The organism is Methylobacter svalbardensis (assembly GCF_037671525.1).
GTDB classification, from domain to species: domain Bacteria; phylum Pseudomonadota; class Gammaproteobacteria; order Methylococcales; family Methylomonadaceae; genus Methylobacter_A; species Methylobacter_A svalbardensis.
Genome location: NZ_JAWPOH010000023.1, coordinates 47,267 through 62,917, shown reverse-complemented (window position 1 = coordinate 62,917; position 15,651 = coordinate 47,267). Strand labels below are relative to the sequence as shown.

10 protein-coding genes are annotated in these 15,651 nt (G+C 47.2%); 3 read left to right on the top strand and 7 right to left on the bottom strand.

The genetic code is table 11. The features are described from left to right. Window positions 1-245: 245 nt before the first annotated feature. Both RW114_RS10865 and glgC read right to left on the bottom strand, forming a co-directional pair. Complete coding sequence (locus tag RW114_RS10865; protein WP_340122771.1) at window positions 246-1,949, bottom strand: glycoside hydrolase family 57 protein; 1,704 nt, start codon at window positions 1,947-1,949, stop codon at window positions 246-248. 55 nt (window positions 1,950-2,004) lie between these two features. Continuing rightward, window positions 2,005-3,285 carry a glucose-1-phosphate adenylyltransferase gene (gene glgC / locus RW114_RS10860; protein WP_340122770.1) on the bottom strand — a complete coding sequence of 427 codons (1,281 nt, stop codon included), beginning with the start codon at window positions 3,283-3,285 and terminating at the stop codon, window positions 2,005-2,007. A gap of 257 nt (window positions 3,286-3,542) precedes the next feature. On the opposite strand from glgC, the gene glgB reads away from it, so the two are divergent. The 3 genes from glgB to RW114_RS10845 all read left to right on the top strand — a co-directional run bounded on the left by glgB (window position 3,543) and on the right by RW114_RS10845 (window position 8,235). Beyond that, a complete protein-coding gene (gene glgB / locus RW114_RS10855) occupies window positions 3,543-5,720 on the top strand; it encodes a 1,4-alpha-glucan branching protein GlgB (protein WP_340122772.1) in 2,178 nt (725 codons plus the stop codon). Window positions 5,721-5,921: 201 nt separating this feature from the next. After that, the gene (gene glgA / locus RW114_RS10850; RefSeq protein WP_340122769.1) at window positions 5,922-7,355 is read left to right on the top strand and encodes a glycogen synthase GlgA; all 1,434 of its coding nucleotides are present in this window, start codon (window positions 5,922-5,924) and stop codon (window positions 7,353-7,355) included. A gap of 109 nt (window positions 7,356-7,464) precedes the next feature. Further along, complete coding sequence (locus RW114_RS10845) at window positions 7,465-8,235, top strand: polysaccharide deacetylase family protein (RefSeq protein ID WP_340122768.1); 771 nt, start codon at window positions 7,465-7,467, stop codon at window positions 8,233-8,235. A gap of 81 nt (window positions 8,236-8,316) precedes the next feature. Here the strand turns inward: RW114_RS10845 and RW114_RS10840 are convergent, their stop codons facing one another. The 5 genes from RW114_RS10840 to RW114_RS10820 form a co-directional block, all read right to left on the bottom strand. Continuing rightward, window positions 8,317-9,648, bottom strand: a complete 1,332-nt coding sequence (locus RW114_RS10840) for a hemolysin family protein (protein ID WP_340122767.1) — start codon at window positions 9,646-9,648, stop codon at window positions 8,317-8,319. A 142-nt stretch (window positions 9,649-9,790) separates the two neighbouring features. Continuing rightward, window positions 9,791-11,383: a phospholipase D-like domain-containing protein gene (locus RW114_RS10835; RefSeq protein ID WP_340122766.1), complete on the bottom strand. Its 1,593-nt coding sequence runs from the start codon at window positions 11,381-11,383 to the stop codon at window positions 9,791-9,793. 111 nt (window positions 11,384-11,494) lie between these two features. Continuing rightward, window positions 11,495-13,003: an endonuclease/exonuclease/phosphatase family protein gene (locus RW114_RS10830; protein ID WP_340122765.1), complete on the bottom strand. Its 1,509-nt coding sequence runs from the start codon at window positions 13,001-13,003 to the stop codon at window positions 11,495-11,497. Between the two features lie 170 nt (window positions 13,004-13,173). Continuing rightward, entirely contained in the window at window positions 13,174-14,826 is a 1,653-nt protein-coding gene (locus tag RW114_RS10825) for a glycoside hydrolase family 57 protein (protein WP_340122764.1), read from the bottom strand. Then, a complete protein-coding gene (locus RW114_RS10820) occupies window positions 14,823-15,386 on the bottom strand; it encodes a DUF4912 domain-containing protein (protein WP_340122763.1) in 564 nt (187 codons plus the stop codon). Before RW114_RS10820 ends, RW114_RS10825 begins: the two co-directional genes overlap by 4 nt. Between the last annotated feature and the right edge of the window lie 265 nt (window positions 15,387-15,651).

Genomic DNA, 15,651 nt, shown 5'->3' with positions numbered 1-15,651 from the left:
GGTCAGTAACATCCCCGTTAAACAAAATCCTAGCCAAGTCTTTTGTAGGTGCGTCAGCCTGGCATTGGACTTTAGCTTTCCCAGGGCTGCATCTAAATCAGTGACAAACGATTTTATAAAGTGTGCCAGCTCGTACATCAACATGGTGTTGAAATACGTGGCAGTTTACACTGATTAGCTTACCCGTTTTCCGGCTGTATTTCTAAGCTTAAAAACTTGAACATCGAGTAATAGAAGGTGAATAACTATCCACTAGGTAGCTCGATACTTGGACGCATTGCGCCACCCATAGCCGGAGTACCGGAACCCTGAGTAAATGTCATCGCCAGATAAGCCGGCGACTCCTCACCCAGCAGTCTATACAAATTAGCCAAATTAAGCCGGAATTGTTTCTCGAAGTTACTGACCGCTTCTCCGGGATTATAATCGCCAAACCACCAGAACCAATCAGAACCTTCACAAACAGCCAGCTGAAATTCAGCCTGCTGCACCTGTTTATCCGTTAATCTGTCGGCCGAAATCACCTTGTCAAATGCCCACTTAGCATCGCCCAGCATATCCCAGCCACGATTTTTGTCCGCATCGCCTATCCAGGTTGAGAAAGTACCATAAACCCAACTGCCGGCAACCATTTTTGCCAGCGGTTTAACCTCAACCTTATTTTGCAAACATTCCGAAAAGGTCGTTAATTCAATACCTGGATGACTGTCCAGCCGTTGATACAAGGCCCGGAGAAAATGATAGCCATTATCTGGATAATACTCCCAGGCATTTTCGCCATCCATGATAATTGAAACCACCTTGTCGCCGCGCTCATGATCAGCAATATTTTCCAAATGGTGGATCAAATCGCCGACCGCATCATCGGCATGCCATTTTGAATACTCAAAACCGATAAGATCGGATAAACCGTCATCCCGAAAAAAACAGGTTATATCGGTTTTGGCCAGCTTAAAAGGATGATGAATGCCTGATTGTTTGGCATTTTCAGGAAGATGTAAACTATTGGCAAGCACAGAACCGCCGCTTGCCGCCCAGTCAAAGCCGAAATCGCCTAATATTTTCAAGGTCTGCTCGCTGATACCGCCTTCTGATGGCCAGCATCCTTTAGGTTGAAAGCCGAACAATCGCTTAAAAGTCTGCACTCCCTTTTCAAGATGCCACAGCACTCGCTCGGCTCCGCCCGGATAGGTATCCAACAACTCCGGCAAAGGCGCTTCCGGCATCGCCTCATGAGCGGAGTTCAAGTCCAGCAACAGCGGCATGATCGGATGAGCATAAGGCGATACAGAAAGCTTGAGCTGCCCTTTTCTGGCCAATGCCTTATATCGGCAGATAACACCGGTCAGTTGCTCGGCAATGACTTCTACAATTTCGATCCTGTCGTGCAACGTGTAACCGGAGCCTTTCTCTAGCAGACGTTTCACCCGGCTATCCGTCAACTTCAGGGTTTCCCCCATCCAGATCAGATGATACCAGGCTAGAATATCGCTGATAAATTGAGAATTGACATAATTTAACGAATCATAATGATGCTCAAGCCAATCGGCCATTTCAATCAATCTCTGAAAAGTCGGATAGCGATTTATTTGCCTGTCCCGGTTCGCTCGCATGCAGTCTTTAACCAGTTTCATCCGCTCTTCAGGATCTGCCGGAATACTGGGATCAACCAGTGCCGCTAACAAGGGATCGGTAATCGAAATGCGGTCATGCAGATAGCCGTTGACTTGCCGAGCATATTCCTCAATTTGCTCCAGCAGGATAGGTGCAAAATTAACGACCGCCTTGGCATTCGGCACGGCTTCCAAATGCGCCACCATATCTACATAGTCTTTAATAACATGCAGATATGTCCACGGCAGCTTAAATTCCCCTGTCTGTAAATCCCTATATTCCGGCTGATGCATATGCCAGCACAAGACTAATTTCAACTTGGTTTTATCTGGCATAGTGTTTTATTTTCCATTTCCACCGGCAATAATTCCTTATAGAACTTCACCACTTTTATCTGACATAGTGTCTATTTTGTCCCAGCATATCGGTCGTAACCAAAACAACTCCGCCGGGGCTCACATGAAATTTTCTTTCATCTTCCGCCCTATCCTCACCGATAATCGTGCCTTCCGGAATTTCACAGCCTTTTTCTATAATCGCCCTAGTAATACGACAATGGCGACCGATATTAACTTCAGGCAAAACAATGGTATCTTGCAAGGTCGTATACGAATTGACGCGGACATTTGAAAATAACAGTGAATGCCTGACTTTTGCTCCGGAAATTACACACCCTCCTGAAACCATAGAGTCCACAGCCTGGCCTCGTCTTTTGTCGCTATCAAAAACAAATTTGGCCGGTGGCGTTTGCTCCTGATAGGTCCATATAGGCCAAGTCTTATCATATAAATTTAAATCCGGTTTTACGCCAATCAATTCCATATTGGCAGACCAGTAGGCATCGATGGTACCTACATCGCGCCAGTAACTTTGTTCCCCGCTTTGCAAATCCAAAAAGGGATACGCATTGGCTAGATATTTATCGATAACGGCAGGAATAATATCTCTACCGAAATCACGGGTTGAGCCTTTAGTGTCCGCATCTTTTAGTAATTGTTCAAACAGAAAATCGGCATTAAAAATATAAATCCCCATCGACGCCAACGCTGTATCCGTTCTGCCCGGCATCAACGGAGGATTTTCAGGTTTTTCCACAAAAGCCCTGACCCGCCGATTTTCATCGACATCCATAACGCCAAAGGCCGTTGCATCTTGCAGCGAGACTTCAATACAGCCTATCGTTAAATCGGCATTTTTTTCAACATGATCGGCAAGCATCGCGCCGTAATCCATTTTATAAATATGATCTCCGGCCAGCACCAAAATGTGTTCAGGATGGCGACTGCGCAGAATATCGATATTCTGAAAAACGGCATCGGCGGTTCCTTGATACCAGGAATTCTCATCGTGCCGTTGTTGAGCAGGCATCAAGTCGACATATTCACCAAATTCACCACGCAAAAATCCCCAGCCCTGCTGAATATGACGGATCAGTGAATCCGACTTGTACTGGGTCAAAACACCTATCTTGCGTATACCGGAATTCATACAGTTCGACAGCGGAAAATCGATGATCCGGAACTTGCCGCCAAAAGGTACCGCCGGCTTGGCGCGCCAATCGGTCATATTCACTAATCGTGAACCGCGACCGCCAGCCAGTATTAATGCAATAGTATTACGGGTTAAATGACCGATATTATGATCATGTTTTTGATTACTTGATGCTGACATTTTTCATCTCCATGTGGAATAGACTGACAACTCTTGATGTGTTTGGTAATATTGACCGCAACCATTATTCCACTACTCCGAGGCTATTCATAGTGAAAAAGCAATCTAAAAATGTCATCGTGCAAAAACAAGCTAGCAATGCACTTGACTCAGATGTGATCCCTTCTTCAGACGTTCTGCCCGGCAATATGCAAAAACAATCTAACGTCGCACTTGACGCAGATGTGATCCCTTCCTCAGAAGTACTCCCCGGCAATATGCAAAAACAATCTAACGTCGCACTTGACGCAGATATGATAAAAATCACAGAAGCCAGACATCATGATCCTTTTTCAGTTTTGGGCCGCCATATCAAGAATAATCACGTTCAGGTTAAGGTGTATCTGCCTTACGCAGAAACAGTGTGCTTTAGTCATAACGGCGCTGCTTTAAACCGGGTGCCCGATACCGACTTTTTTGAATATAACGCCAAAGAAGATGAGCAATTGCCCGCGCATTATCGCTTGTCCTGGACCGATAAGTCTGGCTACGGTCACGAAAACTATGACCCGTATGATTTCGGCAGCCAATTGCCGGAATTTGATCAGCATTTATTCGGCGAAGGTAAGCATTGGCATATTTACCAAAAACTGGGCGGACATCTGCATAGAGCCGATGGTCTTGATGGGGTTTTGTTTGCGGTCTGGGCGCCTAATGCCGGACGAGTCAGCGTGGTGGGTGATTTCAATAACTGGGACGGGCGTTGCAATCCCATGCGCAGCCTGGGTGGTAGCGGCATATGGGAACTGTTCATGCCGGATTTGCAAGCCGGTTGTTACTATAAATTTGAGATCTTAAACCGCAATACCAACGAGATCTTGTTAAAAACAGATCCATACGGTCAGCAGTTTGAGTTCCGTCCCAATACCTCGTCCATTGTGATCCAGGAAAAAAGCTATGTTTGGCAGGATCAGCCATGGATGGATCAACGTGTCCGCCACAATTGGCTGCATGAGCCTATGTCTATCTACGAGGTTCACTTAGGTTCCTGGCGACGCGACAATCTGGGCAATTTTCTCAATTATCGTGAATTGGCTGTACAACTGGTCGACTATGTCAAGGAAATGGGCTTTACCCATATTGAATTATTGCCGGTGACCGAGCATCCGCTGGATGCCTCCTGGGGTTATCAAACCACCGGCTATTTTGCCCCGACCAGCCGTCACGGCACACCGGACGATTTTCGCTATTTTATCGACACCTGCCATCAAAACAGTATCGGCGTTATTCTGGATTGGGTGCCCGCGCATTTCCCCAAAGACAGCTTTGCTCTGGCCCGTTTTGACGGTAGCGCGCTGTATGAACACGAAGACCCGCGCAAGGGTGAACACCGCGACTGGGGCACCTTAATTTATAACTTTGGCCGCAATGAGGTTAAAAACTTTTTACTGTCCAGCGCCATTTTCTGGCTGGAGGAATTCCATCTTGACGGCTTGCGGGTCGATGCCGTGGCCTCAATGCTTTACTTGGATTATTCCCGCGAGCAGAATGACTGGATTCCCAATATGTATGGCGGTAACGAGAACCTGGAAGCGATAGATTTTCTGAGGGATCTCAATACCGTCACCCATGACCAGCATCCCGGCACGGTGATGATGGCTGAAGAATCTACCTCCTGGCCACAAGTTACCCGCCCAACCTGGACCGGCGGCTTAGGTTTTTCGATGAAATGGAACATGGGTTGGATGCATGACATACTGTCTTATATGCGTCAGGAGCCGATACACCGCAAATATCATCATGACCAGCTTACTTTCGGGATGCTCTATGCCTTTACCGAAAACTTCTGCCTACCCTTTTCCCACGATGAAATCGTACATGGCAAAGGCTCGCTGCTCAACGGTATGCCGGGGGATGAATGGCAGCGCTTTGCCAATCTTCGTCTGCTGTACACCTTCATGTACACTTATCCCGGTAAAAAGCTGCTGTTCATGGGCTGTGAATTCGGGCAAGGCACCGAATGGAATTTCAACAAGGCCTTGGACTGGTATGTTCTGGAGTACCCGCATCACCAAGGCCTGCAAGCGCTGGTAAAAGACCTGAATCATCTTTATAAAAAACACCCGGCGCTATATCAGCATGATTTCGATTATCAGGGATTTGACTGGATTGATTGCCATGATTCACAACAATCCATCATCAGTTATCGTCGTAAAACCGAGCATGAAGATTTGATCATCGTGCTCAACTTTACCCCGGTAGCTCGTGAGCAATACCGGATCGGTGTGCCTGCGGCGGGTACTTATACCGAAATATTCAATTCTGATTCCGGATATTACAGCGGCAGTAATGTAGGCAATGGCGCAGCCTTGTCAGAACCGACCGCGTGGATGAATCTGCCACATTCTATCAGCCTTACCTTGCCGCCGTTGGGAGCCGTGATTTTGAAATTATAGGTTTTAGGTAAAAGGTGAAAGGCGAAGGGCGAAGGGCGAAGGGCGAAGGGCGAAAAAAAAGCTTGCATTGATGTTTAAGATTTTTTTCAATTTTTAGCCTTTAGCCTTTAGCCTTTAGCCTTTAGCCTTGAAAATATCGTCCGTATTCCATGACAAATCTAACATCTGCCAAGTAATTACCCTTTGATAAAAACCCACACAATGAAAAAAATACTTTTTGTCACTAGTGAAGCCCACCCCCTGATTAAAACCGGAGGCCTAGCCGATGTATCCGGCAGTCTGCCCAAGGCGTTGGTGGAATTAGGTGAAGATGTGCGCATTATCATACCCAATTATCAGGACATCAAAACGACTGAAGAAGTTCGCTACCTCAGCACCGTCTATGTGAATAATTATGCGGTGAATATTCTGGAAACCCGGCTTCCGGGTACTGATGTCATCGTGTGGCTGGTGGATTCTCCGCAGCACTTTAATTTCCCCGGCAACCCCTATGTTGATGAACACGGCAAGCCTTGGGCGAACAGCGCTGAACGTTTTGCCCTATTTTGCCGTGTCACCGTAGAAGTTGCGATGAACCGCAGCTATCTGGATTGGAAACCCGACATCGTCCACTGCAACGACTGGCAAAGCGGACTGGTACCTGCGCTGCTATCCCTCGAATACAGCCGCCCCGCTATCGTTTTCACCATACATAACATGGCTTATCAGGGATTATTCCCAAGCGCGACTTACCTCTCGTTGAATTTGCCCGGCCAACTTTGGAATCCGAACGGTATAGAATTTCATGACATGCTGTCATTTCTTAAAGGAGGCCTGATCTATTCCGATCGCATCATCACCGTAAGCCCGACCTATGCCAAGGAAATTCAAACCGCCGAGTTTGGCTATGGTCTGGAAGGCCTGTTAAATCACCGAAAACATTTTCTGAGCGGTATTATCAATGGCATAGATACCGACCAATGGAATCCGGAAACCGACACCAACATCCCCCAAACGTTTAATCGCTTAACGCTAAACAAAAAACTGTTTAATAAAGCAGCGCTGCAGGAACAATTATCCCTGCCCGTTGACAAAAACATTCCCCTGATCGGGATTATCAGCCGTTTGGTAGAACAAAAAGGCATCGACCTGATACTGGAATGCCTCCCCGAGATGCTGACCCACCCACTGCAATTTGTACTGCTCGGCAGCGGTAATAAAGGTTTTGAACAGCGCTTGCATAATTTTGCCGAAAGCCACCCCGATAAAATATCGATTACCATTGGTTATGACGAAACACTGGCACATCTGATTGAAGCGGGTGCAGATATTTTCCTGATGCCATCACGCTTTGAACCCTGCGGCTTAAACCAGATTTACAGTCAACGCTACGGCACCATCCCCGTTGTCAGAAAAACCGGCGGACTGGCCGATACCGTCGTCGATACCGTCCCGGAAACGCTGAAAAATAACACTGCAACGGGTCTTGTTTTCAATGAAGCAAGCCCCGGTGCGTTGATGGAAGCCATTAAACGCTCGCTTATCTTATACAGCCACCCTAAAACCTGGAAACAGCTACAAACCAATGGCATGCAAAAAGACTACTCTTGGAGCAAAAGCGCCAAACAATACATGACCTTGTACAGTCATCTGTAACGGTATGGTAAACCCATCATAACGAATCACCCATGCGATGGGTTTCAGTTCGTGCTTTACAAGTCGCGTTGTTCTACCCATCCTACCCACTCGCCAGCAACCATAGCAAATGACATTTAAATCAACCCGCAACAGTTTCCTCATCACCATCAGCGTTATCGGTTTGTTGCACGCATTTTTTGGACTCAGCCTAGGGTGGCTGGTATTGCCAAGCACAGTTTATCTGGCATTACTCATTTACGGCTCGGCAATCATTCAATCCAACTTCCACGCCCAAGCTTATTGTTATGCGGATATTGCAGAAAAAGAAATTGCGCTGTCGTTTGACGATGGTCCAAACCGGGAATACACCCCACAGGTGCTCTCAATATTAGCCCAACACAATGCACCGGCAACCTTTTTTGTGATCGGGAAAAACATTCAGGGCAATGAAAGCATTTTAAAGCAAATAGATGTGGACGGCCACAGTATTGGCAACCACAGCTACACGCATTCTTTTTTTGTGGATTTTAAAAACTTGCAAGGCTTTAAGGATGAACTAAACCAGACAGCAGAGAGCGTCTTTAACGTCATAGGCAAACGGATGAAATTATTCCGGCCACCCTATGGAGTCACCACACCCAATCTTGCCAAAGCCTCAAATGGTTTGGACTACAGCATCATCGGCTGGAATATCCGCTCGTTAGATACAACGGCCGACAGCGCACAAACCATAACCCGGCGCGTACAAACACAAATAAAACCGGGCGCTATCATTCTGTTTCACGACACTTCGGATAAAACCATCCAGGTATTAAAACAAACGCTTGATTTTGCAAAAGAAAATGACTATAAAATAGTCAGTGTAGAGCAGCTTTTGAAGATTGAGGCTTATGAATAACCCAACGGTGATGACATGGGCTCCCGCCCTATTGGTACGGCTGGATAAATACGATAGCCGACCCCATCGCCGCCAGCATTCCTATTGATGCCCCAGATCAATAATTTCATTGGGGTAAATCTGGACAAAGACAATGCGTGACCCATTCATTTTTCTGACCACGACATCGAATTGGTTGAATTCAATTTTCTGACCTTCTACTGGAATATCACGCAGTTTGGCCATGATGAGGCCGCCAATCGAGACCTCATCTTCCAATTCAAGTTCTTCGTTCTCGATGTCCATGCCCAGAATCCGTTCCAACGAGAATATCGGCAAACTGCCCTTGCCGATCAAAGTGTCGTCATCGAGCCTTGTCCAGTCATTGTTGTTTTGACGAAATTCATCGCGTATCTCACCGACCATCGCACTTAACAAATTATCCAGCGTAATGAAGCCTTGCGGCTTTTGCCCTTTTTGTCCAATGATCGCAAAATGTGATGCCCCCATGCGGAAATGACGGAATAATTCCAGTGCGGAGGCGTGCGGCGAGATATATTGAATTGGCCGCAGATAATTATTCAAATCCTCAATCGCTTTGCCTTCTTGCTGAGCGAAAAACAGATCTTTCAAATGAATCACGCCTAACACATCAACGCCATTAGTGTCGAAATAGGGATAACGACTGAAGCGTTTTTGAGATACGGTTTGCAGGTTTTTTTGCAATGACTCGTTACGATGCAATGCAGTGATCTCATGGATCGGACGCATCAAGTCGGACACTTCGAGTTCGCTGAAATCGAGCGTTTTCGCCAGAATATTCCATTCATCGGGGGTAAAGCGGTCGTCAGGACAGTTGCTGCGCAAAATAAGTTTAAGTTCGTCGGCCGAATAGTGCGCATCGTGGCCATGAACATTACCCAAACCAAACAGGCGCAATACCAAATTGGCACTGGAATTGAGTAACCAGATCGCAGGATACATCAGCCAATAGAATCCGTAGAGCGGCGCGGCGCTCCATAAGCCGATCTTTTCAGGATTACGAATCGCCATCGACTTTGGCGCAAGCTCACCGACTACGATGTGCAGAAACGAGATCATCGAAAAAGCGAAAGCGAATGAGATGCCGTGTATCAGCTCTGGCGATGTAACACCGATTCTGCCGAACACAGGTTCCAGCAGGCTGGCAAATGCAGGCTCGCCAATCCAGCCCAGGCCGAGCGAAGCAAGGGTAATGCCCAACTGGCAGGCCGATAAATAGGCATCAAGTTTTGCGTGTACCTTCCCCAAAATACGTCCGCGCCAACCTTGTGTTTTAACAATCGAGCGGATGCGCGTTTGTCGCAGTTTGACGAGACCAAACTCTGCGGCTACAAAAAAACCATTGAGTGCGACTAATAACATCGCCACACTGATTAGAAAAACATTATTCATATAACACTTTAAATTTTAATGGGAAAGAGTATTGACGTTGTCTATAAATTGAGGGTGCCCACGATTCAGAGTAGTGCCATTGAATTAGGCAATAGCTAAAACCTACGCGTTATTGAAACAGCATGCAAAATAGTTGATGCGTTCAATAATACACCCTGAACGACTGCTGTATTTGTTCAAACTCATACAGATAAGGCTGCGCCACTTCGTAATTGGCGGCTACAACCAGCAGATCATGGGAAAAAACCGAGGTGTTGTACCAGTTGAAACTGCCTTCAATGACGATGTAATCGTCAATAATGCAATACTTGGAATGTATCGGGGAATAAGGCACCGGATGGTCGTCCTGCCCGTAAACCAGACCTACCGCAATACCAGCATGCTTTAATCGGTCGACAGTCGGCAATAACGGGCGGTTCAGTTCTTCCGACATCGGCCGTTCCACTCCGATACGACCCTGCCTCGCCAAGTGCCCGTTAAGCAGGATGTGGACATGAACGCCCCGGTTCTTGGCATTGATCAGCGCATTGACCACACTATCGTGATGATCACCGAGCAAATCGCCGATCATGAATAATGACACTTTTATCGAATGTCTGGCGCGGTTAATTTCGGCCAATATCGCATGATGCGGAAGGTAGGGCTTGCCGTTCAGCATAACGTGCCGACCGAAGGTATAGAGCAGGTTGAAATGGCTTAACGGGTCGATGCCGTATTTTTGATTGACGCCGCCCCGCTGGCTTTGAAAGATATTGTCCAGCAGACGGCAGACGCCTTTGGAATGAAAGGTCATCCCCGATTCCCAATTGGCCCACCAGCGATCGAAGGTGATATTGAATGAACCCAATATGCTGTCCTCATCATTAAAAATAATGAATTTGGTGTGCATATCCGGCTCCACTTCGATCAAGTGATGTTTGGGACTGCAAAAAACGCCGATCAATTCAATCCGGGAACGTTTCAAACGCGCATAGTTTTGGCTGTTGGTCAGGGTCATTTTTCGCCAATCCACGATGCACTGAACCAAAACCCCCTGCTCGCTGGCGGCTAGCAAATGGGTGGTGAAATCATGGTCGTCGATGCAATCCACGCTGACTTTTATCGTGCATAAGCGCTCAGGATTCTGGTGCTTACAGCAGATAACCTTGTCGATCAGGTCGTGAATATAACGTTTGGGATGATAAGGATGATGCTGCTGTCCTTTGGTGAATTTGGGCACCAGCTGCAAGGCGTCAAAATGATGGTTATACCAATCCACATCGCTCTGCAATTCACCGGCATTCAGCTCGTAAGTTCGATAGCTGTTGGCCGTGGACCAATCCCCGGTAATTTTTCGATACTGCGGATGGTCTCCCTGAAGCTGCTGCCAGTCCATAAAGATATATTCGTTCCGGGAGGCAATGGAATGCTCGTCCAGATGCACAATAAAGGCGAATTTAATGCAATTAATCTGACCGAAGTTGTTGGAAAACGGATGGATATAAAAATCCCGCGTACAGCGCTTGTGACGATCCCAGTGAATATCATAGGCGTCGGTATCGACTATATAGGTTTCGCAGACCGCATCGCGATAGACTTTTAGGATAACTTTTACATTGGCCTGAACGCCATAAAACACATCGAAATCTATTTTTCCCCAGCGGATATAGAATTTGTCGCTGAAGTCGTTAACTCTTTGAAAAGAGCCGCCCAGATTTCCATGAGTGGGTGCGGCGTAATGTTCTGCTATCTGCATAGGTTTATCTCCATGGTAAAGGTATTGGCATCTACCTCATGCCGGACGGGGTTTTCAGCGCCGTCGGTAATATTTACATATATAAAACGTGAAAGTGTGACTGGAGGCAGGCTACACCTTAGGCTCAAAGGTCATCAAATAACCGCAATGATCGGAAACCCGGCCATAATCCTGCTCGGTAAACAAAACCGTCGCCGACGTGACCTGCAGCTCGCTGGTTTTATTCAAAAATATATAATCGATACGATAATCATCGCTCAGATAATTTTGCCAGTGCGGATCGTTAACTCTGAAGATCTTTTCAAACACGCCCTGCGAATTGGCCGCCAAATACTGGTCGTCATATTGGTGGGCATCGACCACCAGATGATAGCCTTTTGATCCGGCGGCAATATTAAAATCGCCGCACAGCAGCGTGGCACAAACCTGCGCCGTCTGTTTAGCCTTGGCCCACTCGCACAGTCGATTAAACTGCTCGGCAAACCCGTCTTCCCACCAGCTTAAATGCGCCGAAAAAACATTAACCCGCCCGATATAAGGCACCTTGACTTGAGCCATGACCACTTTTCGGGAGTGAATGCTGTGGACATCATCGCTGTCCGACACATACTTGGCGTCCTGTTTGAGCAGCGGAAATTTGCTTAAAATGGCAACGCCTTCGCGGTACTTGTCAAAGCCCAGGTGCGCCCAGTCGGTATGGATATGATAGGGCGCAGCCAAGCGATCATTAATGATTTTGGCAGAATTGGACTCCCAGTCCCCTGCCCCGTCATTCCAAAGCTCAGCCACTTCCTGTAGACAGACAACGTCAACATTCAGTTCGTTAATCGCCTTGGCTATTTGAGAAAACTTATGATCCTGATTATCTTCCTGATAACAATGCAGGTTAAGAATCAACACCTTCAACGGCTCATGGCTAAGCGAGTAGTTTTTGCCGTAGTTATTGTCCCAAAAAACATGGCCGTTGCGTTCAACGGAGATGCTGTATTGCACGCGAAAAGCCTGACCTATCCTAAGCCAGCCTTTCCAGATTGCAACACCGTACTGATTGGGGTTTCTGGCATTGCTGAGTGCCTCTTTATCCCAGTAGTTTCTTTTAAAATGACAGGCGGTTTTATGGCTATGCCGCCAGTTATCGGTCGTCCAGTGTAGGGTTACTTTGTCGGCATCGTTGAATTTATCCACCGCCACCGTGATCGGAATGTTTTTTTGTCCGTCATCCAGTTGGGTCGTAAAGCCGATGTTTAAAACCGGCGCCGGGCAAATTATCTTGATACCTGAATCAGCTTGACTGGAATAATTTGCGCCCTGCCGGTTATCCCAATACTCGCCCGCCGAACTCTGATAGCGCAATCCGAACCGGATATTGCCGGGTAGCGAATGAGCCGGACTGAGTTTGATATGGATTTGGACCTGCCAGTATTCCTGATCATGTTCCAGCTTGCTGTGAAAACTGGCAGGCAGGGTTTGCCATATGCCGTCTTCACCCGACCAGAGTACATCGATCCGTTTATCGTAACTGACATTTTCCACCCGCATAAAAAAATTCAGCGTCTGCTGAACGTCGGTTTTTTTACGGGTAATCACATTTTCAACATACAGCAGTTGGATTTTGGTCATCCATTGTCTCCGTTATTGCTATCCTGAAACTCAGGTCAGAAGGAAAGATAGAGGATTCACTACCATTAAGTTAAAAATTTATAGATTGTGGGCGCGAATAAATTCGCACCCACGGCATTCAACGATAACTATTTGGTAGTGACGTCATAGCAAGGGAACGACGCAGCAGCTTAAGACCGGGCAGGTTTAAAACCCACCCTTACATTTGAAGGATTGTAATCCCGAAAATCAATGTCCGGAAAAACATTATCCATGATCTCCAGCGCCGTCAAATAACGTTCATTGAGCCTATTCTTGCGAAAACAGTCATGTAAATAGTTAAATCTGGCCAGATGATCGGTAACGCGTTTATTCGCATAGTCGATGGTCGTCCCCGATTTCATGATAAACGGCCAATCGGAAGCTTGCGCCAGCAAAATCGATCTGGCGGCCTGATTCAAGGCCCGCGTCTGTATCGGAGTCAGCGTTAAGCCCTGAACATCGTACGCCAGTTTTTCCATCTCTAATTCGGCCTTGTGCAGCAAGGGATAAATCCAGGCATTGGTTTCATTAATCCAGTAACTGGAATAGCCTTGATCGCCCCAGCTTGATGCGGCGGGTGTAGCTACCTGCGGTGACGGCTGCTGCTTTAAATAATCTCCGCAACTGCTTAGTTGAACGCCGCCGGTGCTTTCACTTGCCAATCTCAGCACCCATTCCAGCCAATGCGTCCCTTCGAACCACCAATGACCAAACAGTTCTGCATCGTAAGGCGCAACTATAATCGGTTGCCGACCATCGTCCATCGTAGCGCCAAGCCGATCGATTTGACGCTGACGTTTATCGACAAAATCCTGGGCATGTTCGCGCGCTTTTGCTAATGCCCGTCTCGGATTATAAATTTCCTTAGGCAGATTATCGCCGGTCACGCGATGGTATTTAATGCCTGTGTTGATACGGGTTTTTCCATCGAGAATATAAGGCGCAATATAATCCAACTCCCGCTCAAAACCGATATCGCTATAGTATTCGCGGTAATCGAAATCCCCCGGATAGCCTTCATTAGAACTCCAGACCTGCTGCGATGATTCGGGATCGCGCGCAAATGCCGCAACACCATTGCCGCAGGCTATCGGCGCATAAACGCCATGACGAGGTGGCGAACTGGCATCCATAATACCGTGGCTATCGACAAAAAAATACGCGATACCCGCATCGGCCAGCACCGTCTCAAGGCCGGGATAATAGCCGCATTCAGGCAGCCAAAAACCGCTTGGAGCGCTGCCCGTTGCCGCTTTAAACGTTGCGATACCGGTATGGATTTGGTTGCGGACTGCGGTTTCGCTGACATTAAGCAACGGCAAAAAACCGTGAGTCGCGGCTGTCGTGATCAGCTCAAGCTTACCGGTGCTTTGGTGTTTTTTAAAAGCCGCCAATAAATCGCCTTGATAGCGATCTTGATAAGTGCTTAACGCGTTTAGATAAAAGCGGCGATAGAGTCGCGCTAATTTTTGATACTCAGTCTGCTTGCGGGTTCTGATAATTTCCTTTTCAGCCAGTTCCAGTCGACTGTGCAAATAGCTCAGATAGCGCGTTTGCAACAAGTCGTCGCGCAACATAGATATCAGCGTCGGCGACAACGACAGCGTCAGCCGGTAATCGACGTTATCCGCGTGTAAACGGTCGAGTACAGCGATCAGCGGCAGATAGCATTCGGTCATGGCTTCGAACAGCCAGTTTTCCTCAAAAAAACTGTCATGTTCAGGATGGCGCACATAGGGAAGATGCGCGTGCAGAATAATGCTCAGGAAACCTTGCCCGGAACGCGGTAAGCTTGTTGTCATGCTTGTTTGTTGATGCCTAGGCCTGAGGCATTTTTGCCTTGGCAACAGCTGAAGTCTTGATGATCTTGATACCAGGCCGTTCGTCCAAGCGGGGCATGAATAATGTTCGAATGGGCAATAGCGATAAAACCGTCATCTGCACCACATTTGCCTATGGCGGCTGAATAAGCCGTTTCATTAACCGGACAAGGTAAAGACATTTGCTGTTGAGTCATCGGATTATCGATGGCGACGTCGAACCATGATACCGTCTCGGCGGCTGCCTCTTCTTCGTCGTTGGATTGCGAATAAATTCGTAAGGTGATTTGCTCATTATCAGCCATAGAAATATCCCGATCCTTTCCCAGGTTCCAATAGGCATAAAGGTGTCCGGGATCGACCGGCACAAGCATCAATTCGGGAGTGTTGCCGAACGGTTTCGGTGCAAAATTCCGACCGATTTCCTCGCCAATATCCAATAGTTCCCTGGGCGAAAGCCTGATTTTTCCGTCAAGTTCCGGCACCGGGTTTGAAAAACACGGCGTAAAATCCCGACTAATTTCCTGACTGATTTCAAGCATGTCTTTCGCCGACAGATTCACGTTGAAATTGTACTCTGAATGCAAAAACGTCATCATCAGCCTTAAACGTTACGATTACCCTATACTAAAATTCTTCCATACGCTTAATGCATTATTAGTCTATATTTTTATAGACTATCTTGGAAGTTAAGCGCATTTAAGTATACGGAGTAAATTCCACAGGGTCTAGTACTGTATGAGCCCCACAATTAGCGGTGTTGCACAGCTTAGGAGGCGTTTACTTTTGGTTTTCGCGGATCAATTG

What these genes read in the sequence shown, in the direction of transcription:
- RW114_RS10865 (WP_340122771.1), bottom strand. Translation starts at nt 1,949, where the DNA reads ATGCCAGATAAAACCAAGTTGAAATTAGTCTTGTGCTGGCATATGCAT.
- glgC (WP_340122770.1), bottom strand. Translation starts at nt 3,285, where the DNA reads ATGTCAGCATCAAGTAATCAAAAACATGATCATAATATCGGTCATTTA.
- glgB (WP_340122772.1), top strand. Translation starts at nt 3,543, where the DNA reads ATGCAAAAACAATCTAACGTCGCACTTGACGCAGATATGATAAAAATC.
- glgA (WP_340122769.1), top strand. Translation starts at nt 5,922, where the DNA reads ATGAAAAAAATACTTTTTGTCACTAGTGAAGCCCACCCCCTGATTAAA.
- RW114_RS10845 (WP_340122768.1), top strand. Translation starts at nt 7,465, where the DNA reads ATGACATTTAAATCAACCCGCAACAGTTTCCTCATCACCATCAGCGTT.
- RW114_RS10840 (WP_340122767.1), bottom strand. Translation starts at nt 9,648, where the DNA reads ATGAATAATGTTTTTCTAATCAGTGTGGCGATGTTATTAGTCGCACTC.
- RW114_RS10835 (WP_340122766.1), bottom strand. Translation starts at nt 11,383, where the DNA reads ATGCAGATAGCAGAACATTACGCCGCACCCACTCATGGAAATCTGGGC.
- RW114_RS10830 (WP_340122765.1), bottom strand. Translation starts at nt 13,003, where the DNA reads ATGACCAAAATCCAACTGCTGTATGTTGAAAATGTGATTACCCGTAAA.
- RW114_RS10825 (WP_340122764.1), bottom strand. Translation starts at nt 14,826, where the DNA reads ATGACAACAAGCTTACCGCGTTCCGGGCAAGGTTTCCTGAGCATTATT.
- RW114_RS10820 (WP_340122763.1), bottom strand. Translation starts at nt 15,386, where the DNA reads ATGCTTGAAATCAGTCAGGAAATTAGTCGGGATTTTACGCCGTGTTTT.